The organism is Sphingobium sp. HWE2-09 (assembly GCF_035989265.1).
Lineage (GTDB): Bacteria > Pseudomonadota > Alphaproteobacteria > Sphingomonadales > Sphingomonadaceae > Sphingobium.
This window is the reverse complement of the sequence record NZ_JAYKZX010000003.1, coordinates 3,042,422-3,067,948: the sequence shown is the minus strand read 5'-3', so window position 1 is coordinate 3,067,948 and position 25,527 is coordinate 3,042,422. Positions and strand designations below refer to the sequence as shown.

Here is a 25,527-nt window from a genome sequence, read left to right as displayed (position 1 = left end):
AAGAGGCAGCTATCCTTCATTGTGGCAGGCGGGGCAAGGGGATGACGGGCGGCGGTGGCCAAAGGACGCGCCCTCATCCCAACGAACATCGTGTTCCCGCGCAGGCGGGAACCCAGTCCGACCGTATGAACTGGGTTCCCGCCTGCGCGGGAACACGCAGCGCTTTTAACGCAGGATAGTCTTTTGGCTCAGGCCGCGCCCTTGGCGGGCGTATTGACGCCCATGGACTTGAGATACTGCTTAATATTGCGCGCCGCCTGCCGCAGCCGCTGCTCATTTTCGACCATGGCGATGCGGACATAGCCTTCGCCATCCTCCCCATAACCAACGCCCGGTGCGACCGCGACCTTGGCATGGGTGAGCAACTGCTTGGAAAATTCCAGGCTGCCCATGTCCTTGAGCGCAGGCGGCAACGGTGCCCAGGCGAACATCGATGCTGGCGGGGCGGGGATGTCCCACCCGGCGCGGCCGAAACTTTCCACCAGCACGTCGCGGCGCTTGTGATAGAGCTGGCGGTTCTTTTCCACGATATCCTGCGGCCCGTTGAGCGCCGCGCAGGCCGCCGCCTGAATTGGCGTGAAGGCGCCATAGTCGAGATAGGATTTCACCCTGCTCATCGCCGCGATCAACTGCTTGTTGCCGACCGCAAAGCCGATGCGCCAGCCTGCCATGGAGTATGTCTTGCTGAGCGAGGTGAACTCGATCGCAATATCCTTGGCGCCCGGCACCTGGAGGATGGAGGGCGTCGGGTTGCCGTTATAATAGAGTTCGGAATAGGCGAGGTCGGACAAGACCCAGACCTTATTCTCCTTCGCCCAGGCGACCAGCCGTTCGTAAAAGGCCAGGTCCACCGTCTCGGCCGTCGGGTTGGACGGATAGTTGACCACCAGGATCGACGGGCGCGGCACGGTGAAGGCCATGGCGCGGTCGAGCGACCGGAAATATTGCTCGTCCGGCGTGGTGGGGACCGACCGGATGGTGGCGCCCGCCAGGATGAAGCCGAACATATGAATGGGGTAGCTGGGATTGGGGGCCAGCACGACATCGCCCGGCGCGGTAATCGCGGTGGCAAGGCTGGCCAGCCCTTCCTTCGACCCCATGGTCACGACGACTTCGGTTTCCGGGTCCACCTCGACGCCGAAACGGCGGCCATAATAATTGGCCTGCGCCTTGCGAAGGCCGGGAATGCCCTTCGACTGGGAATAGCCATGGGCATCGGGCTTCTTCGCCACTTCGATCAGCTTTTCGATCACATGGTCGGGCGGCGGCAGGTCGGGATTGCCCATGCCCAGGTCGATAATATCCTCACCCGCGGCCCGCGCCGCAGCCCGCATACCGTTGACTTCGGCGATGACATAGGGCGGCAGGCGCTTCATGCGGTAAAATTCTTCGGACATTATAGGGGCTTTCCTGAAAGCTCTCTGTAGGGAATAGTGCGTCACGCACCGTCGGCACGTTACAATCGGGCTATAACCCGCCAGATTGCGACGCGCCAGTGAAAGCGGCGGGTGCGTATAATGCCAGGAGACGCAAGGTGGCCATGAACAAAACCGACGTCCTGGAACCCCAGCTGCCCAGTTTGCAGCAGATGCAGCAATGGACCGACGTCATCGGCCGGGCGCAGCAATTGATGCTGGAGCAGGCGGCGGGCGCGAGCGGCCAAGCCTTCCCCTTCGATCCTGAAACCGTGGCGCGCATCCAGACCGGCTTTGCCGATGAAGGGCTGGCGCTGTGGCAGCGTTTTCTCAATTCGGGCGGGCTGTTGCGCGAACAGCCCGATCCCGCGCCTGTCGGCAGCCCCGCGGCGGCCAAGGACCGGCGCTTTGCCGACCCTGCCTGGACGCAGCATCCCTTTTACGACCTGATCCGGCAAAGCTATCTGCTGGTGTCGGATTATATGACCCGCCTGGCCGACGCCGTCGACGGGGTCGATCCCAAGGTAAAGGCCAAGCTGCGCTTCACCACCACCGGGATGCTGGACGCGCTTTCGCCCGCCAATTTCCCGCTGACCAACCCGACGGTGGTGCAGAAGACGATCGAGACCGGCGGCGAAAATCTGGTCAAGGGGCTGAAGCATATGCTGGCAGACCTGGAGAAGGGCCAGCTGACCCATACCGACGGTAGCCAGTTCGAACTGGGGCGCAACATCGCCGCGACGCCGGGCAAGGTCATCCACGAAACGCCGCTTTACCAGCTGATCCATTATGCCCCATCGACCGAGACGGTGCTGGAAACGCCGCTGATCATCTTTCCGCCATGGATCAACCGCTTCTACATTCTCGACCTGTCGCCTGAAAAGAGCTTCGTCAAATGGGCGGTGGATCAAGGGATCAGCGTCTTCCTGGTGTCCTGGAAGTCGGCCGACGCGTCGATGAAGGATCTGGTCTGGGACGATTATATCCTTAGCGGCCAGATCGACGCGATCGACACGGTGCGCGATCTGCTGAAGGTCAGGAGCGTCCATACCATCGGCTATTGCGTGGCGGGGACCACGCTGGCCGCGACGCTCGCACTGCTCGCGGCGCGGGGACAGGCGGACAAGGTGGCGAGCGCGACCTTCTTCACCGCGCAGGTCGATTTCAGCCAGGCGGGCGACCTGACCCTATTCATCGATGACGAGCAGATGAAGCTGTTGGATCAGCTCTCATCGCGCGGATTCCTGGACGGGCGCTACATGGCCGTCACGTTCAACCTGTTGCGCGGGCGCGACCTGATCTGGAATTATGTCGTCAATAATTATCTGCTCGGCATGGATTATCCGCCCTTCGACCTGCTCTACTGGAATGGCGACACGACCAACCTTCCCGCCCGCTGGCACAAGGATTATCTGACGCAACTCTATCGCGACAATCTGCTGGTCGTGCCGGGCGCGATCAGTGTGGACGGGACGCCGATCGACCTGCGCCAGGTGCAAACCCCGGCCTATGTCCAGGCCGGGCGGGAAGACCATATCGCGCCGCTGGAAAGCGTGTGGAAGCTGACCGAAAATCTGTCCGGTCCGGTGCGCTTCCTGCTGGCGGGATCAGGGCATATCGCGGGCGTCATCAATCCGCCGGTGGCGAATAAATATCAATATTGGGTGAGCGCGCAGCCGCAGGCGACGCTGGACGATTTCCTGGCGGCTGCGACGGAGACCAAGGGCAGCTGGTGGCCCGACTGGCGCAACTGGATCGAGCAACAGGGTGATTCGCGCCAAGTCCCGGTCAAGGGCGCGCGCAAGCCGGGCGGCGGCAAGCTGAAAGCGATCGAAGACGCGCCCGGACGTTACGTAAAGATGCGCTGAGCCTGGCAACAAACCAGCGTTTCAGCGCCTTTTCGTTAGCGGCGTGACAGACGCGATTGGCTACCATGTCATTTTTGTTGCACTGCACAATAACTCTTGCATCCTACTTGCGAAATGCTTATTGTGCAGTGCAACAAACGGAGGATGGTCATGGCTGTTTCACCAAAGACCTCGAAGACCGGCCCACGCGGCAAGGCCAGTTCGACGACGCTGTCGGCGAGCGAGGCGTTGAAAGCGGCTGAGGCGGCGATCGGGAGCGGCGCGGACAAGAAGCCCGCAATCACAAAGGCGCCCCTGGCTGCCGTGAAGCCCATCGATACCAATCCGCAGAAGGAACCGGCGCCGACACCCACGCCGACCCCTGCCCCTACGCCAACGCCGACCCCTACGCCTGGATCGACACTGGAAACGCCGGAGCCTGCGATCGAAACCGTCGTTGCCGCCGCGTCGACGGCCGTGGACGCCGCGCCCGAACCGAAATTTACAGAGAGCCTGAACAAGGCCGAACCCATCGCCAAGCCGCTGCCCGCAGAAGGAAAATTGATCATGAACGACGTCATCGAAAACGGAAAGAAGTTCGCCGAGGACACCAAGGCCAAGTTCGAAACCGCCTATGCGGATTTCAACGAAAAGGCGAAGGTCGGCGTTGAAAAGTCGACCAAGGCGATGGAAGAAATGAGCGACATCGCCAAGGGCAATGTCGAAGCGCTGGTCGAAAGCGGCAAGATCGCCGCCAAGGCGATGGAAACGCTGGGCCAGGAAGCGGTCGATTACAGCCGCAAGAATTTCGAAAAGGCGACCGCGTCGTTCAAGACCATGTCGACCATCAAGACCCCGACCGAATTCTTCCAGTTCCAGAGCCAGCTCCTGTCGAGCAGCTTTGACGAATTCGCTAAGGAAGCCGCCAAGAGCAGCGAAGCGATGATGAAGCTGGCCGGCGACGTCGCCCAGCCGCTGACCGCGCGCGTCACGCTGGTGACGGACAAGGTCAAGTCGCTGGCCGCCTGATCGGCCACGCTTTTCCAGCCATGCCAAAGGGGCGGTGCTTCTCATGCAGAAGCGCCGCCCCTTTCGCGTTAACGCTGAAATATCGGCGCGGCGGGCCGGATCGCCCCCCGCCCCCTTGCCATGAGGCGGTAAATCGCCATATCCTTGGGCATCATGAACAGCCTTACACCATCCCATGCCGGAGCCGTCACCATGACCGACCAGCATCCGGACGACCAGGGCGAGGGTCCAGGTGGTCCCAGCGTCGGTATCGCGACCCGGACCCGCACCCGCACCAAGAAGCCGTCGCTCTATAAAGTGCTGCTGCTGAACGACGATTACACGCCGATGGAATTCGTCGTCCATGTGCTGCAGAGCTTCTTCCGCATGGACATGGAGGAGGCCACGCGCGTGATGCTGCACGTCCATCAGCGCGGCGTCGGCGTATGTGGCGTCTTCAGCTATGAGGTGGCGGAAACGAAGGTCAACCAGGTGATGGATTTCGCCCGGCAAAACCAGCATCCACTGCAATGCACGTTGGAGAAGGCTTGAACTTAGCGGACGGGCGTGTCGGGGAGCCGTTGTGGGTCAACCCCATGGGTTTGACCCATCGGGTCACTGGTTGGCGGATTTATAGCGCGATGGCTTTACTTTGATCCGTTCGCTTCGATCGGATCTTGTCCGGCCCCGTCGAAGGGGCGAGAAGCGGATAGCGCTGTTCCTTACGTGCTACTAATTGTCGAAGCGCAACGTTTTTTGAGGGGGCTGCATCCTTCGACCGATCTGTTGCAGCAATCATGAGGCAACAGATGCCCATCGGTGTGCGGGGCGGGATGGTATCATCCACCCGTGACATTCCCATCCAACTGATGCGATTGTCCCAATGCCATTATAGCACCAGTTCCCGGGCGCAGGCCGGGGTCCAGGGCGTCTTGGCGAAGTGCGGGCAACCTTGGACCCCCTAAGTTCACGAACCAAGTGCAACAGCAGTAGGATGTTGTTGCGATGGGAGACTGTTACGGCCAGCTCAGCCTTGAAGAGCGGATCGAGATTTACCGTTTGCATGCAGGCGGTAAATCTGTGCGGGCGATCGGCGCTGCTCTTGGCAGGGCCGGATCAACGATCAGTCGTGAACTGACGCGCAATGGGCGACCGATCGGCGTTTGGCCTGGCGGTTATGATGCTCTGCGCGCCCAGACCCTGGCGCACTGGCGCAGGCGACGCGACAAGCGGTTCAAGCTGGCGCGCCAGCCGGACCTGCGCGACCTGGTGAGAAACCGCCTTGCGATGGGAATGTCCCCCGAACAGATCGCCGGCCGACTGGCGCGAGACCATGGTCGCACCGTCATCAGCCATGAGTCAATCTACCGCTACGTCTACTATCGTTCGTCCGCCAAGGATTACTGGCATCGCCTGCTACCGCGCCGAAAGTCCCGCCGCGGCTGGCTTGGCATGCGCGGCGGCAGCCCTGCAGGCTTCATCAAGCGGCGCAAATCCATCGCCGAGCGTCCCCATGATGTCGACGATCGACAAGTCCCCGGCCATTGGGAAGCCGATTACATGCTATTCTCAAAGGCAGGGCAGGCGCTGCTCGTCGCGCATGAGCGACAGTCTCGCTACACCCTGCTCGTGCGGCCGCCCAACCGAAAAGCCGACAGCACAGCAACCCATCTCGCCAGCCTGCTGGAAGCTATCCCTGCCCCGCTCAGGAAAACCCTGACCATCGACAATGGCACCGAATTTGCTTTCCACTACCAGCTTACCGATCAACTCGGCATCGATACCTTCTTTTGCGACGTCCACGCGCCCTGGCAAAAAGGCGGCATCGAAAACGCCATCGGTCGCCTCAGGCGACGCCTGCCACGCAAAACAAACCTCGACGCCACACCCGAAACAGACATCGCAGACGCCATCCAAGCCTACAACCACACCCCCAGAAAATGCCTCGACTTCAGAACACCCGCTGAGGCATTCTGCGAACTCCAATCATATGTTGCACTTCAATCGTGACTCCATACCCCGGCCTGCGCCGGGGAACTACCGCGATTTTTCTGGGTCACTAAGGCATTTCGCCTAACATAATGCAGCATCAGGTCGCGGGTGTCCCGCCGCCCCAAATCAGCCCCGCGCCGACGACCCAGACGCCCCTCTGTCGCTTGGCATCGTCAGCGTCTATCCATCGGACGGATCAATCCTACCTAACCGGTAAGGGCAGACCCCGCCCTTCCCAGCCTCAATAATCCTTCGAATAGCGCAGGTTGGCCGAAGACCCGGCGTTGGTGCCGGTCTTGGACAAGAGGCTGAGCGTCTTGGACAGGGCGATCTCAAGCTGGGTGGCGGTAAAGCCCTTGGAATCGGTGATCACCTCCACATAAATATTGTTCGAGATATGCTGCCCAACCGCAAGGCTGGTGCCGCGTCCGGTCGTGTCGTCGCCGCCGACGATGCCAATCCGGTCGATGCCCGACGCGCCCTGAAGCTTGCCCATGGGGTTGAGGCCGCCACTGCCGCCGCGCAGCCCGTTGAGCGCCGCTGCCAGTTGCACCGCCTGCATAGGCGACAGGTTGGCGACATTATCGCCGAACAGGATGCGCGAGAGGATTTCGTCCTGCGGCAAGGTGGGCGTGGAGATGAAGGCGATGTCAGGCTGCTGCGCCGATCCCGACACCTGGATACCCGCGGTCACTGTGTCGATCCGGGTCTGCGCCTTGATCGCGAGGATCGGGTTCATCATCGGCCCGTTGAAGGTGATGACGCCCTGTTCCAGATCGAACTGATGGCCCGAGAAGCTGTAGCGGCCACGGAGCGATTCGATCTTGCCGACCACGCGTGGATTGGCGGTGGTGCCGGTGACGCGCATGTTGGTCTTCCATTCGGAATCCAGTCCCATGCCAGTGACGTATATCTCGTTGTCGGCCTTCACCCGGATGTCGAGCTTCCAGTCCGCAGGCTTGGCCGTGGCCGCCTTGCGATCCGCCAGACGCTGGTCGAGCGCGTCGCCGCCTTCGCCCTTGCGCCGCACGCCGGTCAGCTGACGGATTTCGGTGCCGCCCTGCCACGCCACTTTATAGCGGGTTTCGGGCAGGTTGAGATCGCCCTTGATCAGGCCGCCATTGGCCGAACTGTTGCTGATGTTGATCGTGCCGCTGACGACACTGGTGATCGCTTCGCTGCGGGCCAGCCGGGCGCGATTGAGTTTGACCGCGATATCCATCGGGAAGCCGCTGTCCGCCGCCAGCCCGACATTGCCCGAGGCTTGCACCGTGCCGTCACCGGCCCGGCCGGAAAAGTCGCGTATCTCCAGATGGTCGTTGGTGAAGCGGCCATCCAGCTTCATCTGGGTGACGCGGGTGCCGAATGTTTCATTCTCATAAGTCAGCGCATTGGCGCGCACCACGCCGTTGAGGCGCGGATCGGTGAGGCGTCCGCTGAAATCGGCTGCTACGGCCACGCCGCCGGTCAGCTGCTGGTCGGCCAGCCCGGCGAACGAGAAGAGCACGTCGGCAGGCCCGGCGTAGCGTATGCCGCCGCCCAATGGCGCATTCTGCAACTGTTCGGCCCAGCTGGCGCCCGCGCCGGGGGGCGCAAGCGTCGCCGTGAAGCGGCCGAGCGTCGCATTGCCTGCACGGATCAGGCCGCGCAGGTCGCCACCGGCCGAAGACAGCTTGCCTTCGACGCCCATCGACACCGGATCGGACACGGCGGTCAGGCTGGACCGGCGGAAATCGTTGATCGCCAGGCGCGTTGTCGCGGTCGGGAAGGCATTGCCCTTTTGCGCATAGTCGAGCGTGCCGGTCATCCGTCCGCCAACGCCCAGCCCCGGCGCGGCCATATTGGCGATCGCAAGGTCGAAATCCTTGAACCGCGCCTGCGCCACGGTGGTATCGCCGAAGCGCCCGGCCAGATCGACCTTGCCCTGTGGCAGCACGAGCGTCGCAGGTTCCAGGCGATAGCCGCCTTGTTCCACGCGAATGATCGCCGGTTGGCCCAGGCGGAAGTCGATGTTGGCTGCCTTCCCCTGTAATGCCACGGCATAGAGGTTGGGGCGCAGCGCGGCATTGGCAGCGATCGAGAAGGGCACGCCGCTGGAGCCGTCGGCGACCAGTTGCGCGCGGCCGCGGCCACCCTGATAATCGACCCGCGCCCGCGCCTTGCGCACGACATAGGCGCCATAGGCGGCGGTGGCGATCTGGGCGTCGGCCTTGATCTGCGGCTGGTCGGTCAGCAACACGGACGCGGTCACGATCGCGCGACCGATCACGATATCGGCCTCGCCCGGCAGCTTGGCGTTGCTGGCGGTGGCGTTCAAGTCCACGCCCTGCACCTTGCCCACGGCGGCCAACCGGATCTGCCCATTGATGCCCGATCCGTTCATCGCCAGTTGTCCGGTGAAGGGACCGGCGGCGCTCTGCTGGATGCGGCCGTTCATATCGACCCCGGCGAAGCGCGCCTTGGTGACGTCGATAGTCAATGGCCCTTGCGCAGTGCGGATCAGTACATTGGCGAAGAACGGCCCATAGGGCGACCCGCCGGTGGCTTCGAGCCGATAGCCTGCCGCTTCGCCATTCAGCTTGGCGACGACATCGGTCAATTGCACGCCGACATTGGGCCGCGATGCGCGCAGTACCGCTTGCGGCCGTTCCATCGTACCCCGGACGGTCAGAGCCAACGGACCATATTGTTTCGAGGACGCGGTTGCATCGAAGGCGACCTGCCCATTGCTATCATAGCTGCCCGAGCCGCTGTGAATGGTGAAATTGGGGGCCGCGCCCTTGAGGCCCGCCAGCGTGAACTTGCCCTCCGGCGTCATGCCGATCCTGCCGCTCGCCACCGCGTTGCCGCCCAGGAAGTCGCGCACGGAGGCATTTTCCCAGCGCGCCGTGCGCACGCCAAAGCGGCCCGCCAAGCCAAAACCACCCTTGGGTCCGGGCACCAGTTCGACATCGGTGTTGAGGTTGACGATGCCGACGCCGTCGATCTTGTAATCGTTGACCCGCCCCTTGAGCGCGCCACGATAGAGCGCGTTGTCGAGGTCGGCTAGCACGATCGCGGTGGCGTCGACCCGGTCGCTGTCGATCTTGAGATTGTCGCTGATCAGCTTGCCGCCCGCATAGGCGAAGTCGCCTTTCACACGCAGATTCTGGAGCAGGCCGCCCGCTGCGGCATTCAGGCCGGTGACGCGGGTCGCGGTTGCGCTCACGGGGATACGGATGCGGTCCGTGTCGATCACCGCCCGGCCGCTGGCCTTGAGATTCTCGATACCGGTGGCGTCGAAGGCCAGGGTCTTGGCCGTGATGTCATAGTCGATGAACGGGGTCGCCATCGGCCCGTCAAGGATGATGGACGCGCGCACATCGCGGCCCTTCACCTTGTCCATGATCGCACCGGGCGTCAGCAGCGCGGCGTTGATCTTGAGCGCGCTGAACTGGCTCTTGCCCAGGTCGATCAGTCCCTGCGCATCGGCGGACAGGGCGGGCGAGCGCAGCGTGCCCTTGATATTGACGCGGCGCTCATTCAGCCCGGCAAATAGATCGACGTCCAGTTGCGGCGCGGTAAGCCGGTCGACGGTCCCGGCAAAGACCAGCCCCGGACGCACCGGGCCTTTGGCCGTGAAATTGCCGTCCCGCGCGGCCAGTGCGATATTGGCGAGTTCGCCCTTGGGCGAGGTGGCCACGATCCGCCCGTCCCACGCCTGCCATGTGCCCTTGCCGTCCAGCGTCGCCGTGACGCCATCGGTCAGCCCGGTCATGGCCGCGATCACGCCGCCCTTGGGCGCGGTCAGCGTGCCGCTCATCGCCAAACGATTTTGGTCCGGTACCGCGTCCAGCTTCGCCTGCAACCGGTCGCCGCTATCGACGATGGCATCGGCGGACAGGATGGCGCGGCCGTCGGCGATATGGGTGACGCCGTCGATCGCAATTTCGCGCTTCTGCCCGATCACCGGCTTAGCCAGGATGAACTTGCCGATCTTCATCCGATCGACGTCGATGTCGAGGTCCGGCAGGATCGGCGCGTTGGGATCGGTCGGAGTTTGGTTGAATTGTGGGCTGCGCGCCAGCACCACCAGCGGCGTTTCCAGCAGGCTGACGGAGATATGGTTATTGACGTAGCGGAACGGTCGCCAGATCACATGCACCTTCGGGCTGACCGCGAACACGCCCTTGGGATCGCGCAGCACCAAGTCGTGGATCGTCATGTCGCTGTAGATCGACCCATCGATGCGGCCGACCTCGATCTTCATGCCCGATTCCATCTGCAGCGCGGCGATCTGCTGGATCAAGAATTTCTTGCCCGGCTGGGTGTTGAGGCCGAGCAAAAGGCCGCCCGCCAGCACCACCAGCGCGACGAGCAGGCCAACCACGCCGATCGCGATCTTCTGCCATAGCGGACGCTTTTCACGGATCACGACCGTCCGGGTTGCTTCGTCAGCGGGGGGCATAGTGTCGTCCTGCGCCATCAGAAGGCCTGCCCGATGCCGATATAGAGCGCGAACTTCGATTCACCGGGCTGCCGGTTGATCGGCATGGCGATGTCCGCGCGGAAGGGACCGAAATTGGTATAGAAGCGCCCGCCCAAGCCGACGCCGTAGCGCATGTCGGAAAATTGCGGGATCGAGCTTTCATAGACCTGACCGGCGTCCACGAAGGCGACCACGCCATAATTGCCGAAGCGATAGCGGCCCTCGACCGCAAATTCATTGACCGACCGGCCACCGATCGGATCGTCGTTGGCGTCCTTCGGCCCCAATTCCTGATAGCCGAACCCGCGCACCGACCCGCCGCCACCGGCATAGATGCGCCGGGATGGGGCAACGTCGGCGCGGCTGACGCCGCTGATCGTGCCGACCTTGGCTCGACCGGCGATCACCAGGCTGTCGGACACCGGATAATAGCCGGTCAGGTCGAAGCTGGCGCGCAGATAGGGCGAGAAATTGCCCTGCAAAGACCCTTCCGGTTCGGCGCGCAGATTGGCGCGGAAGCCCTTGGTCGGGTTGAGCAGGTCGTTCGACCGGTCATAGCCGATCTGCACCGGCAGACCGCCGATGAAATAGGTGCGCCGCGTCTTGTCCGCGGTGGTCGGATCGATCACCACCTGCTCGTTGGTCAGCAGGATTTCCGCGCCATAGCTGTAGGTCCAGCGTTTCTGGAAGATCGGCGTCGATTGGCGCGACCAGCCGATATTGAGGCCAGCGGTGAACGCCTCATAAGCGTTGTAATTCTGATGGTTCAGCGTAGCGCCGACCTGGAAGGTTTTGTCGCGCTTGCCAGCATTGGACCGACGGAAGGTGCCCGACACGCCTTGTTCTTGCGTGCCTGCGATGACGCCGCCGATCAACGCGCCTTCGGGCGGGAAGAAGTTGCGGTGGGTCCAGGTCGCCTCCGCCCGGAACCCCTGACCGGTGCCATAGCCCGCTTCGCCCGCCAAGGTGCGGGGCGGCCCGGCTTCCTGCTCGACGGCCAGATCGACATATTCGGTGCCGTCCGGCCCCGCCTCACCAGTCCGCACCGGCTCCACCGACACGCTGGAGAACAGGGCGGTTGCGACCAGCGCCTTGCGCAGGTCGTCCACCTTGCGGCTGTCGTAAAGTTCGCCCGGCTTGTAGCGCTTGATGACCTCCATATGGTCGGCGCCGAACGCCTGTTTGTCGCCACTGGTGGTGATCTTACGGAACGTGCCGCGCGGACCGGTTTCGACCGACAGCGTATAGTCGCCCGTCACCGTCGCGGGATCGAGCAAGATGTCGCGCTGGCCTACTTTGGCGAAGGCATAGCCCTGTTCGGGCAGGCGCAAGGCGACATTCGCCTCTGCCCCTTCGACCGTGGTGGCGACGATATAGTCGCCGGTCTTGAGCGGCAGGCTGTCGCGCACCAGCGTGGGGGGCACGGTGGCATCGGCGGTGATGACGATCGCGCCGATCTTGTACCGCTTGCCCGGGGTCACGGAAATGACCGCCTTCAGCGTGCCGTCGCCGCTCTGGTCCAGGCTGGCGAGGGCGGTCGCGTCATAATAGCCCTGCGAATAGAAGAGGCGGGTCGCCAGCTTCTCATCTTCCTGCGCGCGGGCCTGCACCATGGCGGCGGTTTCCGCCTTGCCCTTGCCCTTGACCAGCGCGGATTCGGCGCGGAATTCATCCTCCAGCCCGGTCTTGCCGAACCCTTCTATGGTGGTGGCGTAGCGTATGTCGGGCTGCTTGACGTCCGGGCTGTTGTCGTCCGCGACATTGGCGGGCACGGTCACGCTGTCGAGCGGCGGCAGCGGCTGTGCCAGCTCTTTCTCTTCGGCGGGATCGGTGGCTGGCGGCAATTCCGTCTGCGCGCCAGTCTGCTGGGGCATCTGCTGGTCGATCCAGCTGTCGATCGAGGGCAAGGGCGCATTGGCATCGGTGCCCTGCACCTTGGGCAGGCGGGCGTCGAACTGATCGTCCGGCAGGATCGGCTCTTCATCCTGCGTGGCTTCATAGGGCAGGCTGGGATCGGAGGCAGGCTTCGTCTGGGCGAGGGCCATCAAAGGTAGGGACGAGGCCGTCATCAACGCCACGGCGATGATCCGCCGGACATGATATGCCTGTCGTCTATCCATGAACCTGCATTGCCCCCTTTTCGGACCCATGCATTTCACAAGCCCGCTAAAGAGGCAATACGCCCAAAGGGTTGCGACGGTTCCACCTTCGTCATGATTTGCCGCGCTTCCCTCGTAACTCGCGGACGGCTAGAGCGGGGACATGACATTTGCCCTCAACATTGCACGATCGATTTCCGGCCAGCCCTGGCGCTGGCGGGGTGGCAGCGCGGACGGCCGCGACGCGGGCTATCTGCCCGACGATCTGGTGACGCAATTGCTGTTGGCGCGCGGTTGCCCGCGCGATGCGGTGGACGCGCATCGCAACCCTACGATCCGCCAGTTCATGCCCGATCCCAGCCTGTTCCGGGACATGGACGCGGCGGCCGATCGGCTGGCCGACGCGGTGCAGGCCGGGGAAGATGTGCGCATCTTCGGCGACTATGACGTGGATGGCGCGACCAGCGCGGCACTGCTGATCCGGCTGCTGCGCGACTTGGGCCTGCATGCCAAGCCCTATATTCCCGACCGGCTGATGGAAGGCTATGGCCCGTCCGGCGCGGCGCTGGTGCGGCTGGCTGGCGAAGGCGCGACCCTGATCGTCACGGTCGATTGCGGTGCGCAGGCGTTCGAAGCGCTGTCGATGGCCAAGGCGACCGGTGTCGATGTCGTCGTGGTCGATCATCATAAATGTTCGACTACGCTGCCCGAAGCCTTTGCGCTGGTGAACCCCAACCGGCTGGACGAGAATGACGGCGCGGCGGTCCATGGGCATCTGGCCGCGGTTGGCGTCGCCTTCCTGCTGGGCGCAGCGCTGGTGCGGGTGTTGCGGGCGCGCGGCTGGTTCGCCAGCCGCAGCGAACCGGCATTGATGGAATTGCTCGATATCGTCGCGCTGGGCACGGTGGCGGACGTGGCGCAATTGAAAGGCCTCAACCGCGCCTTCGTGGCGCAGGGACTGAAGGTGATGGCGAAGCGCCACAATATCGGCCTGGCCGCGCTGATCGACGCCAGCCGCCTGACCCGTGCGCCGCTATGCCACGATCTGGGTTTCGCGCTTGGCCCGCGCATCAATGCGGGCGGGCGCGTGGGGCAGGCAGATCTGGGCGTGCGGCTGCTGACGACGCAAGACCCGGAGGAAGCGGCGCGGATCGCCGCGCAGCTCGATCAATATAATGAGGAGCGCCGCGCGATCGAATCGACGGTGCAGGAGCAGGCCGAAGCCTTGTTGGCCGCGCAGGGCAATCGCGCGGTCGCGGTGATATCCGGCCAAGGCTGGCATCCCGGCGTCATCGGCATCGTCGCGGGCCGGATCAAGGAAAAGGCGGGACGCCCGGCCATTGTCATTGCGGTCGATGAGCAGGGCGTGGGCAAGGGATCGGGCCGTTCCATCTCCGGCGTGGACCTGGGCGCAGCGGTGATGGCGGCCAAGGATAGCGGCCTGCTGGTCGCGGGCGGCGGCCATGCGATGGCGGCAGGATTGACGGTAGCGGCGGACCGGATCGATGCGCTCGCCGACTATCTGGACGAACGGCTCTCCGCCGCCGTTGCCAAGGCGCGCGACAACCGGGCGTTGCTGATCGACGCGGTATTGGCGCCCGCCGGAGTCAACCCGGATTTCGTCGCCGCGATCGAACAGGGCGGCCCCTATGGCGCGGGCTGGCCCGCTCCGCTGATCGCCGCCGGACCGATGCGCGTGATCAAGGCCGATGTGGTAGGCAATGGTCATTTGCGCGCGATCATGAGCGGGGACGATGGCCGGTCGATCAAGACGATCGCCTTTCGCCAGGCCGAAACCGATCTGGGCCAGGCGATATTGGGCGCACCGCGCGACCGCAAGCTATGGGTCGCGGGCAAGGCGAAGATCGACGATTGGGGCAGCCGCCCGGCCGCCGAACTGCATCTGGAGGATGCCGCCTGGGCGGATTGAGGGGCGACCCGACGGTTGCGCAATTTTCTTGGCTTTAGGGGGTTGACCCTTTTGTCGTCCCCGCCTAATTGCGCCTTCGCTTCGCAGCGCCGCCCAGTCGGCATTGCATGAGGTCCCATCGTCTAACGGTTAGGACACTGCCCTTTCACGGCAGCGATACGGGTTCGAATCCCGTTGGGATCACCATTTCACCGGGCTTTGCTCGGATGGGTGGACAGAGCTTCAGCCAAGCATTCCATCCATATAGTATCGCGGTCACGCCGTCTGCGCCAATAGCGCGCGCCATCCCGCCAGGCGCTGCGACCTCGCCTGCGCCGACAGGATGGGCGCGAATGCTGCGCGTGCCGCCGCCATGCTGCTGGCCGCGTCGAGCGACGCGAACAGGCCGCAGCCGACCCCCGCCAACATCGCGGCCCCCCGCGCCGTCGTTTCGACATCGGTCGGGCGCTCGACCGGCAGATCGAGCATGTCCGCCATATCCTGCGCGATCCAGTCATTGGCGCTCATCCCGCCATCGATGCGCAGCCGGTGCCACGGCGCGCCATCGGCCGCAAAGGCGGCGGCCAGGTCATGCACCTGATGCGCCATCGATTCGAGCGCGGCGCGCACGATATGCGCGCGGCCCGTGCCTTGGGTCAGGCCGCTGATCGTGCCGGTCGCCGCCGGCCGCCAATGGGGCGCGCCCAGCCCGGACAGGGCGGGCAGCAGGAACACGCCGCCATTGTCCGGCACGGATCGTGCGATCGCATCGGTATCAGCGGCGGCGGCGATCAGGCCGATGCCGTCGCGCAGCCACTGGATCAGGCTGCCCGCGACGAAGATCGATCCTTCCAGCGCATAGTGGCGCGTGCCGCCGATCTGATAGAGGATCGTCGCGAGCAGCCGGTTCGCGGAGGTCGGGACGGCCTGCCCCACCGGCGCCAGCACGAAGGCACCGGTGCCCAGCGTCGCCTTGACCGCGCCGGGCGAAAGGCAGCCCTGCCCGATGGTCGCGGCTTGCTGATCCCCCGCCAGCCCGCACAGCGGGATCGCGGCACCCAGCCAGTCGGGTAGGGTCGCGCCGAAATTGCCTGCATTATCGACAATCTCCGGCAGGGCGGATGGCGGCACGCCGAAGAGATCGCATAGCCCCGCGTCCCATCCCGCCCCGTCCAGCGCCATCAACTGGGTCCGGCTGGCATTGCTGGCGTCGCTGATATGCAGGCCGCCGGTCAGTTTCCACACCAGCCAGCTTTCCACCGTGCCAAAGGCCAGCCGGTCGCCCGCCGCGGCCACGTCCGGCCGATGGTCGATCATCCAGCGCATCTTGGTCGCGGAGAAATAGGGATCGAGGACCAGCCCGGTGCGCCGCTGGACCATCGCTTCATGGCCGTCTTCCCGCAGCGCCGCGCAGTGATCGGCGGTGCGCCGGTCCTGCCACACGATTGCCCGACCGATGAGATCGCCGCTGGCCCGATCCCAGGCGACCACCGTCTCGCGCTGGTTGGTGATGCCGATCGCGGCGATCCGGTCTGCGCCGCCAGCTTGGGCCACCATCTGCCGGGCGCATGCCAGCGTGCGCGTCCAGATTTCGGCGGCGTCATGTTCGACCCAGCCGGGTTGCGGATAATATTGGGTCAGGTCCGCCTGCGCCATGCCCACGCGCGCGCCATCCGGCGCATAGAGCATCGCCCGCGTTGACGTGGTGCCCGCGTCCAGCACCAGCAGATGACGCTCGCTCATGCCCTCTCCCTCAACCGTTGCGCCAGATGGGCGACCTGCGCCGGGTCGAGGCGCAGGCCCAGCTTGCTGCGCCGCCAGAGGATATCCTCGCTGGTCTGCGCCCATTCCTGCTGCATCAGATAGCGTATCTCCGCTTCGCTCAAACCATGGCCGAAATCCTGCCCCAGTCCGGCTTTGTCGGTCGCCTGCCCCAGCCAGGCGCGCGCCCGCGTGCCATAGGCGCGGGCGATCCGGTCGATTGTCGCGGGCTCCAGGAATGGGTAGTCCCGTGTCAGGTCTGCGACGAGTGTGGGCAGGCCGGTCATCGGGAAATCGCCGCCGGGCAGTGGCGCGTTTGCGGTCCAGTCGCCGCCATGGAGCGCGGGCAGATAGGGTTTGAGCCGATCCACCGCTTCGGCGGCGAGATGGCGGTAGGTGGTGATCTTGCCGCCGAAGACGCTGAGCAGCACGGGCCGGTCCGATCCTCCGTCCAGATCCAGCTGATAGCCCCGCGTCGCCGCCTCCGGCCGATCCGACCCGTCATCGATCAGCGGCCGGACACCGGCATAGGACCAGATCACATCGGTCGGGGTGATGGCGTGCTCGAAATAGCGATTGGCCGCGTCGCACAGATAAGCGATTTCCTCGGCGCTGGCGACGACATGGTCCAGCCCGCCATCATGATCGCGGTCGGTGGTGCCGATCAGCGTGAAGTCGCGTTCATAGGGGATGGCGAAGAAGATGCGGCCGTCCGGCAGCTGAAAGAAATAAGCGAAGTCGTGGGTAAACAGGCGCGGGACGACGATATGCGATCCGCGCACCAGCCGCATATGGCGCCCGGTCGGTCGATCGGCACGGTCGAGCAGGTCGAGCACCGCGGGGCCGGTGGCGTTGACGATCGCGCGGGCGTGGAAGATGGCGTCTTCACCCTGCGCCGTTCGGGTCGTGATCCGCCAGTGATGGGCGGCGCGGGTCAATTTTACGACTGCAGTGCGGGTATGGACCTGCGCGCCCCGGTCCGCTGCGTCGCGAGCGTTGAGTACGACCAGCCGGGCGTCGTCCACCCAACCGTCCGAATAGCAATAGCCGGTCCCGAAGCCGGGCTTCAGCGCGGCTCCGGCGACATGGCGGCGCAGGTCGATTGTCTGCGTCGCGGGCAAGGCCCGGCGGCCACCGATATGGTCGTAGAGGAAGAGGCCCAGGCGCAGCAGCCAGCGCGGGCGCAGCCCCCTGGTCCAGGGCAGTACGAAGCGCATCGGATGGATGATGTGCGGGGCGATCGCCCAGAGCCGTTCGCGCTCCGCCAGCGATTCGCGGACCAGACCGAAGGCGCGATGCTCCAGATAGCGCAGGCCACCGTGGATGAGCTTGGTCGATGCCGACGACGTGCCGCTGGCCAGGTCGCCGCGTTCCAGCAGCAGGACGCGCGCGCCGCGCCCGGCGGCGTCCCGGGCGATGCCACAGCCATTCACCCCGCCGCCGATGACGGCCAGATCATGGAGGTCGATGGCCTGCGGATCGTTCACATGCGCCGGTGTAGGCTGGCGAGGCGGTGGAGGGAACCGGGAAACTTGCCGGGGGCGGAAGCGGTCGCGCGGGCGCGACCGCTTCTGTTGGTGCTGGGGTTATAGTGTTTCGGTTTCCTAGACCTGCGTGACCGTGATCGACTGGGCGTTCATCATCGCGCCGCCGAAGACGGTCATGAAGGCGATGTCGGTCGCGTCGCGGCCCACGGCGATGCGGACCATGGTCTCGACCGGCGCCAGGCCCGTCGAATCGACGATGTGCCACGCGCCGTCGAGCCAGACTTCGACCACCGCGTGGAAGTCTGGCGGATCGAGGCCGAGCGCATAGACCGACACCAGCCGGGCGGGGATGTCGCGCGATCGGATCAGGGCGGCGGTCAGATGCGCGAAGTCGCGACAGACGCCCTGCTGGGCGACGAAGGTATCGGCGGCCGTGGTGGTGATGTCCGAACTGCCCGGCACATAGACGAGATTGTCATGCACCCAGTCGACCAGCGCCTGTACCAGCGCGCCGCCTTCCAGGTCGGGAAAATGGCTGCTGACGAAGCTGCCGAAACGGTCGGCTTCGCAATAGCGGCTGGGCCAGATGAAGGGCAGCACATCTTCCGGCAGGCTGGGCAGCGGGCTTTTGGACAGGCTGGCGATGTCGACCGTCGGGCGTTCGACATCCATGGTCGCGCGATAGGTGCTGAGCATCCGGCCGGTGCCGGTGCGGGTCCAGGTGCGACGGCCGATGCCGCTGCCGCCGACCTTATTGGTCAGCGGACCGGCATTGTCGATGATGTGCGACTGGCTGACGACACGCTGGTCGGGCAGCGCCGCTGCTTCGACCGCGAGCAGCACGTCGGTGGGTTCGGCGAAATCATAGTCGAGGATCGCTTCGATGGCGACGCGCATGGGATGGGTTCCGGTGTGTGAGGGGACGGGTCGAATCGGCGCGTCCGTGCAAGCATCGTGGTGCTGCAGCGGCTTAGCAAGGGGGTTGGCGACAGGTCGGTGAGCGTGAGGCGAAGATGGCGGACGTGGACTGCTCAATGTGCGGCAGGACGCGATGGACGGGGCATGAAAGCCTGCCCTTGCCGAATGTTCCGCCGCAAAGATCGGCTGGGTGCAAATGCGTTCAGATCGCTGCGGCAACTTCGTTCGAAGCGAGCGAGCCACGTAACGTCATCGGGCTTTAACTTCGCACATTTCCCGGCCATTTCGTCATTTTATTGCGTGCCGATGGTCCTATCGTAAAGTCCCATCCCGCCGGACCGCCATCCTGCGACCACGGTAAAAGGCCCGTCGCGCGCGGGGACGCGGCGGGCCTTTTCAGAGCGTGATGCGCAAGGCGGGCGAGGGCCATGGACCGCACCCCGGCTGATCCGGCCGGGGGCTGTCGCAAGGCTTATTCGCCATCATCCTCCGCATCGGGTCCGGTGATCATCTTTTCCGCGACCTCTTCGGTCTTGCCGCGGATCGCCTTTTCCAGCTTGTCCGCCAGTTCGGGATGTTCCTTGAGATAGGTCTTGGAATTCTCACGCCCCTGCCCGATGCGGATCGAGTCGTAGGAGAACCAGGCGCCCGATTTCTCGACCACCCCGGCCTTGACGCCCAGATCGAGAATTTCGCCGATCTTGGAAATGCCTTCGCCATACATGATGTCGAATTCGACCTGCTTGAAGGGCGGCGCGACCTTGTTCTTGACCACCTTCACCCGGGTCGCGTTGCCGACGATATCGTCGCGATCCTTGATCTGGCCGGTGCGGCGGATGTCGAGACGGACCGAAGCGTAGAATTTGAGCGCATTGCCGCCGGTCGTGGTTTCCGGGTTACCGTACATCACGCCGATCTTCATGCGCACCTGGTTGATGAAGATCACCATACACTTGGATCGCGAGATCGAACCGGTCAGCTTGCGCAGCGCCTGGCTCATCAGGCGCGCCTGCAGGCCGACATGGCTATCGCCCATTTCCCCTTCGATTTCCGCGCGCGGCACCAAAGCGGCGACCGAGTCGATCACCAGCACGTCGATGGCGTTGGAACGCACGAGCGTATCGACGATTTCCAGCGCCTGTTCGCCCGTATCGGGCTGCGACACGATCAGTTCGTCGATATCGACGCCCAGCTTCTTGGCATAGCCAGGGTCGAGCGCATGTTCGGCGTCCACGAACGCCGCGGTGCCGCCGCCCTTTTGCGCTTCGGCGATGACATGCAGCGCCAGCGTCGTCTTGCCCGAGCTTTCCGGGCCGTAAATCTCGATGATCCGTCCCTTGGGCAGGCCGCCAATGCCGAGCGCGATGTCCAGGCCCAGCGAACCGCTGGAAATCGCTTCGATCTCCAGCTTTTCGCGGCTGCCCAGCTTCATGGCGGAGCCTTTGCCGAAGGCGCGGTCGATCTGCGCGAGCGCCGCGTCCAATGCTTTCTGTCTGTCCATTGTCCCGTTCTTCTTGGAATCGATGAGTGAGAGCATTGCGGTCATCGGCCTACCTCCTGTCAAGCGGAGAGCGCACGAATATTCGGCGCCTTGGCGATGATGTATCCTGTTTGTTCTATAAGAACAAGAGGGGAACGGAAATTTCCTATCCGCGCGGCAAAATGCTTATTCGCTCAGGATCTTGCCCAGCGCGCGTTCGACCGCGCCGATGGTGAAAGGCTTGGCGAGCGTGGGGCGCGTGGCATGCGTGGATGGCAGGTCGTCAGCCATGCCGCCGGTCGCAAAGACGAAGGGCACGCCGCGTTCGGCCAATATATCGGCCACCGGCCAGCTTTTTTCGCCCTGCAGATTGCAATCGACCAGAGCGGCGTCGAACCCGCCTTCGCGCGCATGGTCGCAGGCTTCATCGACAGTCGCCGCCACGGCGTGCAACCGGTAACCCAGTGCGTCGAGATAATCCTCCAGCATCATGCCGATCATCGCTTCGTCTTCGACAATCAATATGCTCTTGGCGTCCGACATGCTGCGCGATCCTCGCTAATCCAACCAACTCGCTAACCGATCACCGCCGACTTGCCCAGCATATTCACCTTGATCCCGCGCAAGATCATTTCGCTGCCGGATGTACGGCCATGGCATCGCGGGCAGCCTGGGCCAGCTGGTTGACGGAAAAAGGCTTGGGCAGGAACAGGACGTTGGCGATGTCGATCGATTTGCGCAGCTGTTCTTCGGCATAGCCGGACATGAACAGCACCGGCAGGTCGGGATAGGCGCGGCGGGCCTCTGCAACCATGGCGGGGCCATCCATATTGGGCATGACCACGTCGGAAATGAGCAGGTCGATCTTTTCCGCGCCATTGAGGACTTCCAGCCCCTGTTCGCCGTCATTGGCGGTCAGCACCTTATACCCCTGGCGCGTCAGCGCGCGTTCGGCGACGGCGCGGACCATATCCTCATCCTCCACCAGCAGCACGGTGCCGGTGCCCCAGGTTTCGGCGCGCGGCGTGGCGGCCTTGACCGGGGCGGGCTGATCGACATCGGCGCCGGCATAGACGGGCAGGTAGATGACGAAGCTGGCGCCGCGCCCCAGTTCGGATTCGGCAAAGATATAGCCGCCCGACTGTTTGACGATGCCATAGACGGTCGAGAGGCCCAGGCCCGTGCCCTTGCCCAATTCCTTGGTGGTGAAGAAGGGTTCGAAGATCTTCGCCAATATGTCGGGCGGGATGCCAAGGCCGGTGTCGGACACGCGCAGCGCGGTATAATCGCCCACCGGCAAAATCTGCTGGCGCATTTCGCGCACCTTGATCGCGGGGACGGCATAGGTCTGGATATTGACGGTGCCGCCTTCGGGCATGGCGTCGCGCGCGTTGACGGCCAAGTTGACGATCACCTGTTCCAGCTGGCCGGGGTCGGCGCGCAGGGCGCCCAGATTGCGGCCATGGGTGACGTCCAGCTTCACATTTTCGCCCAGCAGGCGTTTGAGCAGATTGGAGACGTCGGCGACGATATCGGGCAGCTGCAAGATTTGCGGGCGCAAGGTCTGCTGGCGGGAGAAGGCGAGTAGCTGGCGGGTCAGGCCTGCGGCGCGATTGCTGTTCGATTTGACCTGCTGGATATCGTCATAGTCGCTGTCGCCGGGCGTATGGCGCATCAGCATCAGGTCGCAATGGCCGATGATCGCGGTCAGGATATTGTTGAAATCATGCGCGACGCCGCCCGCCAGCTGGCCGATCGCCTGCATCTTGGTCGCCTGCGCCACCTGGCGCTTGAGCTTGCTCTCCTCGCTATTGTCCTTGAGGCTGAGCAGCACCGCCGCTTCGCCCAGGCCGCGCACGCCCGCCAGGCTGAGCGCGACCGGATCGTCGGGCGTGTCGCGCATCCGCACCGCGATGTCACCGGACATTTGTGGGCCGACGGCGAAACGGCGCACCGCGTCGGCCACCGCGGCCTGATCCTCCCGCACGACGAGGTCGCCGGGGTAGCTCGGCTTTTCGCCGTCCTTCAAACCGGCGACGCGGGCGAAGGCGTTGTTGAGGAAGAGCACCCGGCCGTCGCGGTCGGCCATGGCGAGGCCGAAGGGCAGGAGCGAAAGCAAGGTTTCGATATAGGAGAGCGCCGACGTGCCGCCGCCGCCCGCCGGTTCGTCGATCAGCAGGAGCAGCATCGGCCCATCCTGCATCGACGCCTGCGACCCGTTGGGCTGGGCGGCGCGCTTCAAGGGCACCTGAAGCAGGCGCAGCGGCAGGCCGCCCTGCTCCTCGCGCGCCAGAAACAGCCGCCCCTTGTCGTCCACCCGCATATGGGCAGCAAAATCGCGCCCGTTGATGTTGGCGTCGATCCGCCCGGCCGCACGCAGCAGGAAAGCGCCGTTGGCGGCGCGGATGCGGCCTTCCCCGCCGATCAGCACCGCCATGATGCCCGCTTCGCCCAGCTGGCGGCCCGCTTCCCCGGTCAAGAAGCGATTGACATCGTCCAGGGCGCTGGGCTGGCGCACCGGGGTGAAGCGCCAGAGCAGATAATCTTCCGACCGGCCGGTGCGGGCGATGTCGACGTCCAGACGCAGCGCGCCCTGGGCCACGCCCTCTTGCCTCGCATCGCCATCGCGCCAGGCGGCGCGGGCGGCGGCGGACAGGGTATCGGTCAGGGCGGCGTCGCCGGTGACGCCGGGCGGAGCGGGATAACCCGGAAACCATTCGCCGAACAGGTCGCTGGCGCAGACCAGCCGCCCGGCGCGATCGGTGACGGCAATCGCCATGCTGGACGCGTCGGCGGCGACGCGGGCGACGGTCCAGTCTGGCGTCGCTTCGCGATCGGACACGGGGGTGGGAAAGACATGGCGATACCAGCTGGTCAGCGCGGCGGCGGTCAGGATCGTCGCGGCGAAACCGGCGGCGAGCGGCCAACTGCCCACGGCATAGAGCACGAGCGCGGCGGAGGCGAGGGCAGCCAGGATCAGCAGCGGCAACGCCAAGCGCGATCGCGGCTGGATCAACCAGGCCTCTTCACCTCTTTTCAACCCGATACCCCTGAGCCAGCTTGCACATGACGCCCGGCGTCAGACGCCGGCGGCTTTCTCCAATGCGCTGCTTTGGTGGACCTTGCCAATCCTCAATTTGCGCGCCTGCCATTTCCGGCCCATGCGCCGACGCCAGAACCAGTCGGCCAGGACGTAGCCGATGATGGCGCTGGCGACCGAGATCAGGAAGAGGCCGAGCAGCATGGCGGGTGCCGCTTCGGACAGGAGCCAGGCGGTCCATTGGCGCACGGTGGCATGGCCGTCGACCAGCGCCATGAAGCCGGTCGCGTCGGCGCTGCGCCCCAGCATCCAGTTGCCCAGCCACACCGACGCCATCAGGATCAGCGGCGTGGTCGCGGGATTGGACAGGAAGGTCATCGCCGCGGCGACCGGGATATTGGCGCGGAACGGCAGGGCGAGTAGCGCCGCCCCTGCAATCTGGACGCCCGGGATCAGCAGGAAGATGCCGACGAACAGGCCGAGCGCCACGCCGCGCGGTACCGAACGGCGGGTGAAGCGCCAGAGCGAGGGTTCCAGCACGCGATGGGCGACGGGGGCCAGGACGCGACTCTGCTCCAGCGACTCGCGGGTCGGGCAATTGGCGTGCCACCAGCGGGTCAGGCGGCTCATCAGCCCTTGTCCCGCATGATGCGCTGCTGGTCGCGCTTCCAGTCGCGGTCCTTGATCGTCTCGCGCTTGTCGTGGGTCTGCTTGCCCTTGGCCAGCGCTAGTTCGATCTTGGCCCGGCCCTGGCTGTTGAAATAGACCATCAGCGGGACCAGCGTCATGCCCTTGCGCGACACCGCGCTGTGCATCTTTTCGATCTCGCGCTCATGCAACAACAGCTTGCGGGGGCGCTTGGGCTCATGATTTTCGCGGTTGCCGTGGCTATATTCGGGGATGTTGCTGTTCACCAGGAAGACCTGGTTGCCCTTCACCTCGGCATAGCTTTCGGCGATATTGCCCTCGCCACCGCGCAGGGCTTTCACCTCGGTCCCCTGCAGGGCGATGCCCGCCTCGAACACATCCTCGATAAAATAGTCGAACTTCGCGCGCCGGTTTTCGGCGACGATCTTCTTCTTGTCGAAGGTTGCGGTGCGGGGGCGGGCCATGACTGTCTAACTACTCATTTCACTATAGGGGGCCACAGCATATGGGCCACCGGCCACGACTTTACACGAGGCCTGCGATTTCCAATGCCCGATCGACCGCCGCCCGGCTCGATTCCGACGGCCAGGTGATCGGCAGGCGGACGTCGCTGGGCATGTCGGCGCGGATGCGGGTGAGCGCATATTTGACCGGGCCGGGTGAAGAATCGCTGAACAGCGCGTCGTGCAGCGGATAAAGGCGATCCTGCAACGCCAAGGCGCCATCCCAGTCATGCGCGGCGCAGGCGGCCTGGAAATCGGCGCACAGGCGCGGCGCGACATTGGCGGTGACACTGATGCAGCCGGTCCCGCCCATCGCATTGAAGCCCAGCGCGGTTTCGTCATTGCCCGACAGCTGGCAGAAATCAGGACCGCAGGCCAGGCGCTGGGCGGTGACGCGCCCCAGATTGCCGGTGGCGTCCTTGATCCCGACGATCGACTGATATTCTTCGGCCAGGCGATACATGACCGGCACGCCGATGTCGGTGATGGTGCGGCCAGGCACATTATACAGGACGATCGGCAGGTCGCAGCGTTCGGCGAGATAGGCGAAATGCTGATAGACGCCGTCCTGGTTGGGCTTGTTATAATAGGGCGCGACGACCAGCGCGGCGTTCGCGCCAGCGGCTTGCGCCGCATACATATGTTCCAGCGCGATTCGCGTGTCGTTGGAGCCGCAGCCCGCGATCACCGGCACGCGCCCAGCGGCCTGATCGACGCAGATGGCGATGACCCGGTTATGCTCCTCCACCGTCATCGTCGCGCTTTCGCCGGTGGTGCCGCAGGGAACGAGCGCGCTCGATCCTTCCGCGATCTGCCAGTCCACCAGCGCGCGAAACGCCGCCTCATCGACCAACCCGTTACGAAACGGGGTCACCAGAGCCGGAATCGAGCCGGAAAACATGATAAAACTCCTTCAATTCTCCGGGCGGCCGGGGCATAATCGGTCAAGCGG

Annotated in this window: 17 protein-coding genes and 1 tRNA gene; 6 read left to right on the top strand and 12 right to left on the bottom strand. The window is 64.5% G+C overall.

The genetic code is table 11. The features are described from left to right. Window positions 1-188: 188 nt before the first annotated feature. Window positions 189-1,397, bottom strand: a complete 1,209-nt coding sequence (locus tag U5A89_RS20425) for an LL-diaminopimelate aminotransferase (RefSeq protein WP_338162809.1) — start codon at window positions 1,395-1,397, stop codon at window positions 189-191. A 143-nt stretch (window positions 1,398-1,540) separates the two neighbouring features. Here U5A89_RS20425 and U5A89_RS20420 point away from each other — a divergent pair, with 143 nt between their 5' ends. The 4 genes from U5A89_RS20420 (at window position 1,541) to U5A89_RS20405 (ending at window position 6,280) form a co-directional block, all read left to right on the top strand. Beyond that, on the top strand, window positions 1,541-3,283 hold the full coding sequence (locus U5A89_RS20420) for a PHA/PHB synthase family protein (protein ID WP_338163135.1): 1,743 nt from the start codon (window positions 1,541-1,543) through the stop codon (window positions 3,281-3,283). Between the two features lie 150 nt (window positions 3,284-3,433). Continuing rightward, a complete protein-coding gene (locus U5A89_RS20415; RefSeq protein WP_338162808.1) occupies window positions 3,434-4,291 on the top strand; it encodes a phasin family protein in 858 nt (285 codons plus the stop codon). 153 nt (window positions 4,292-4,444) lie between these two features. Next, on the top strand, window positions 4,445-4,822 hold the full coding sequence (gene clpS / locus U5A89_RS20410) for an ATP-dependent Clp protease adapter ClpS (RefSeq protein WP_338162807.1): 378 nt from the start codon (window positions 4,445-4,447) through the stop codon (window positions 4,820-4,822). A 453-nt stretch (window positions 4,823-5,275) separates the two neighbouring features. Then, a complete protein-coding gene (locus U5A89_RS20405) occupies window positions 5,276-6,280 on the top strand; it encodes an IS30 family transposase (RefSeq protein WP_338162806.1) in 1,005 nt (334 codons plus the stop codon). Between the two features lie 223 nt (window positions 6,281-6,503). Here the strand turns inward: U5A89_RS20405 and U5A89_RS20400 are convergent, their stop codons facing one another. After that, complete coding sequence (locus U5A89_RS20400; RefSeq protein ID WP_338162805.1) at window positions 6,504-10,727, bottom strand: translocation/assembly module TamB domain-containing protein; 4,224 nt, start codon at window positions 10,725-10,727, stop codon at window positions 6,504-6,506. Beyond that, window positions 10,727-12,850: an autotransporter assembly complex protein TamA gene (locus tag U5A89_RS20395; protein ID WP_338162804.1), complete on the bottom strand. Its 2,124-nt coding sequence runs from the start codon at window positions 12,848-12,850 to the stop codon at window positions 10,727-10,729. Before U5A89_RS20395 ends, U5A89_RS20400 begins: the two co-directional genes overlap by 1 nt. Window positions 12,851-12,992: 142 nt before the next feature. Between U5A89_RS20395 and recJ the strand changes: the two genes are divergently transcribed. Both recJ and U5A89_RS20385 read left to right on the top strand, forming a co-directional pair. Beyond that, window positions 12,993-14,759 carry a single-stranded-DNA-specific exonuclease RecJ gene (gene recJ / locus U5A89_RS20390; protein ID WP_338162803.1) on the top strand — a complete coding sequence of 589 codons (1,767 nt, stop codon included), beginning with the start codon at window positions 12,993-12,995 and terminating at the stop codon, window positions 14,757-14,759. A gap of 111 nt (window positions 14,760-14,870) precedes the next feature. Then, window positions 14,871-14,945, top strand: a tRNA-Glu gene (locus U5A89_RS20385). Between the two features lie 69 nt (window positions 14,946-15,014). Here the strand turns inward: U5A89_RS20385 and U5A89_RS20380 are convergent. The 9 genes from U5A89_RS20380 to dapA form a co-directional block, all read right to left on the bottom strand. Then, window positions 15,015-16,481: a glycerol kinase gene (locus U5A89_RS20380; RefSeq protein ID WP_338162802.1), complete on the bottom strand. Its 1,467-nt coding sequence runs from the start codon at window positions 16,479-16,481 to the stop codon at window positions 15,015-15,017. Next, window positions 16,478-17,986: a glycerol-3-phosphate dehydrogenase gene (locus U5A89_RS20375; protein ID WP_338162801.1), complete on the bottom strand. Its 1,509-nt coding sequence runs from the start codon at window positions 17,984-17,986 to the stop codon at window positions 16,478-16,480. Before U5A89_RS20375 ends, U5A89_RS20380 begins: the two co-directional genes overlap by 4 nt. A 117-nt stretch (window positions 17,987-18,103) precedes the next feature. Continuing rightward, window positions 18,104-18,883 (bottom strand): transglutaminase-like domain-containing protein, encoded by a 780-nt coding sequence (locus tag U5A89_RS20370; RefSeq protein ID WP_338162800.1) that lies wholly within the window; start codon window positions 18,881-18,883, stop codon window positions 18,104-18,106. Window positions 18,884-19,376: 493 nt separating this feature from the next. Next, window positions 19,377-20,450 carry a recombinase RecA gene (gene recA, locus U5A89_RS20365; protein ID WP_326289216.1) on the bottom strand — a complete coding sequence of 358 codons (1,074 nt, stop codon included), beginning with the start codon at window positions 20,448-20,450 and terminating at the stop codon, window positions 19,377-19,379. Window positions 20,451-20,570: 120 nt separating this feature from the next. Then, window positions 20,571-20,927: a response regulator gene (locus tag U5A89_RS20360; protein WP_338162799.1), complete on the bottom strand. Its 357-nt coding sequence runs from the start codon at window positions 20,925-20,927 to the stop codon at window positions 20,571-20,573. Between the two features lie 85 nt (window positions 20,928-21,012). Beyond that, entirely contained in the window at window positions 21,013-23,424 is a 2,412-nt protein-coding gene (locus tag U5A89_RS20355; protein ID WP_445190681.1) for a hybrid sensor histidine kinase/response regulator, read from the bottom strand. Between the two features lie 39 nt (window positions 23,425-23,463). Next, window positions 23,464-24,057 (bottom strand): DUF2062 domain-containing protein, encoded by a 594-nt coding sequence (locus tag U5A89_RS20350; RefSeq protein ID WP_338163133.1) that lies wholly within the window; start codon window positions 24,055-24,057, stop codon window positions 23,464-23,466. Then, a complete protein-coding gene (smpB, locus tag U5A89_RS20345) occupies window positions 24,054-24,536 on the bottom strand; it encodes an SsrA-binding protein SmpB (RefSeq protein WP_338162798.1) in 483 nt (160 codons plus the stop codon). Before smpB ends, U5A89_RS20350 begins: the two co-directional genes overlap by 4 nt. Before the next feature lie 61 nt (window positions 24,537-24,597). Beyond that, the gene (dapA, locus tag U5A89_RS20340) at window positions 24,598-25,476 is read right to left on the bottom strand and encodes a 4-hydroxy-tetrahydrodipicolinate synthase (protein ID WP_338162797.1); all 879 of its coding nucleotides are present in this window, start codon (window positions 25,474-25,476) and stop codon (window positions 24,598-24,600) included. Between the last annotated feature and the right edge of the window lie 51 nt (window positions 25,477-25,527).

Coding starts and splice junctions, on each gene's coding strand:
- U5A89_RS20425 (WP_338162809.1), bottom strand. CDS start 1,397: ATGTCCGAAGAATTTTACCGCATGAAGCGCCTGCCGCCCTATGTCATC.
- U5A89_RS20420 (WP_338163135.1), top strand. CDS start 1,541: ATGAACAAAACCGACGTCCTGGAACCCCAGCTGCCCAGTTTGCAGCAG.
- U5A89_RS20415 (WP_338162808.1), top strand. CDS start 3,434: ATGGCTGTTTCACCAAAGACCTCGAAGACCGGCCCACGCGGCAAGGCC.
- clpS (WP_338162807.1), top strand. CDS start 4,445: ATGAACAGCCTTACACCATCCCATGCCGGAGCCGTCACCATGACCGAC.
- U5A89_RS20405 (WP_338162806.1), top strand. CDS start 5,276: ATGGGAGACTGTTACGGCCAGCTCAGCCTTGAAGAGCGGATCGAGATT.
- U5A89_RS20400 (WP_338162805.1), bottom strand. CDS start 10,727: ATGGCGCAGGACGACACTATGCCCCCCGCTGACGAAGCAACCCGGACG.
- U5A89_RS20395 (WP_338162804.1), bottom strand. CDS start 12,850: ATGGATAGACGACAGGCATATCATGTCCGGCGGATCATCGCCGTGGCG.
- recJ (WP_338162803.1), top strand. CDS start 12,993: ATGACATTTGCCCTCAACATTGCACGATCGATTTCCGGCCAGCCCTGG.
- U5A89_RS20380 (WP_338162802.1), bottom strand. CDS start 16,481: ATGAGCGAGCGTCATCTGCTGGTGCTGGACGCGGGCACCACGTCAACG.
- U5A89_RS20370 (WP_338162800.1), bottom strand. CDS start 18,883: ATGCGCGTCGCCATCGAAGCGATCCTCGACTATGATTTCGCCGAACCC.
- recA (WP_326289216.1), bottom strand. CDS start 20,450: ATGACCGCAATGCTCTCACTCATCGATTCCAAGAAGAACGGGACAATG.
- U5A89_RS20360 (WP_338162799.1), bottom strand. CDS start 20,927: ATGTCGGACGCCAAGAGCATATTGATTGTCGAAGACGAAGCGATGATC.
- smpB (WP_338162798.1), bottom strand. CDS start 24,536: ATGGCCCGCCCCCGCACCGCAACCTTCGACAAGAAGAAGATCGTCGCC.
- dapA (WP_338162797.1), bottom strand. CDS start 25,476: ATGTTTTCCGGCTCGATTCCGGCTCTGGTGACCCCGTTTCGTAACGGG.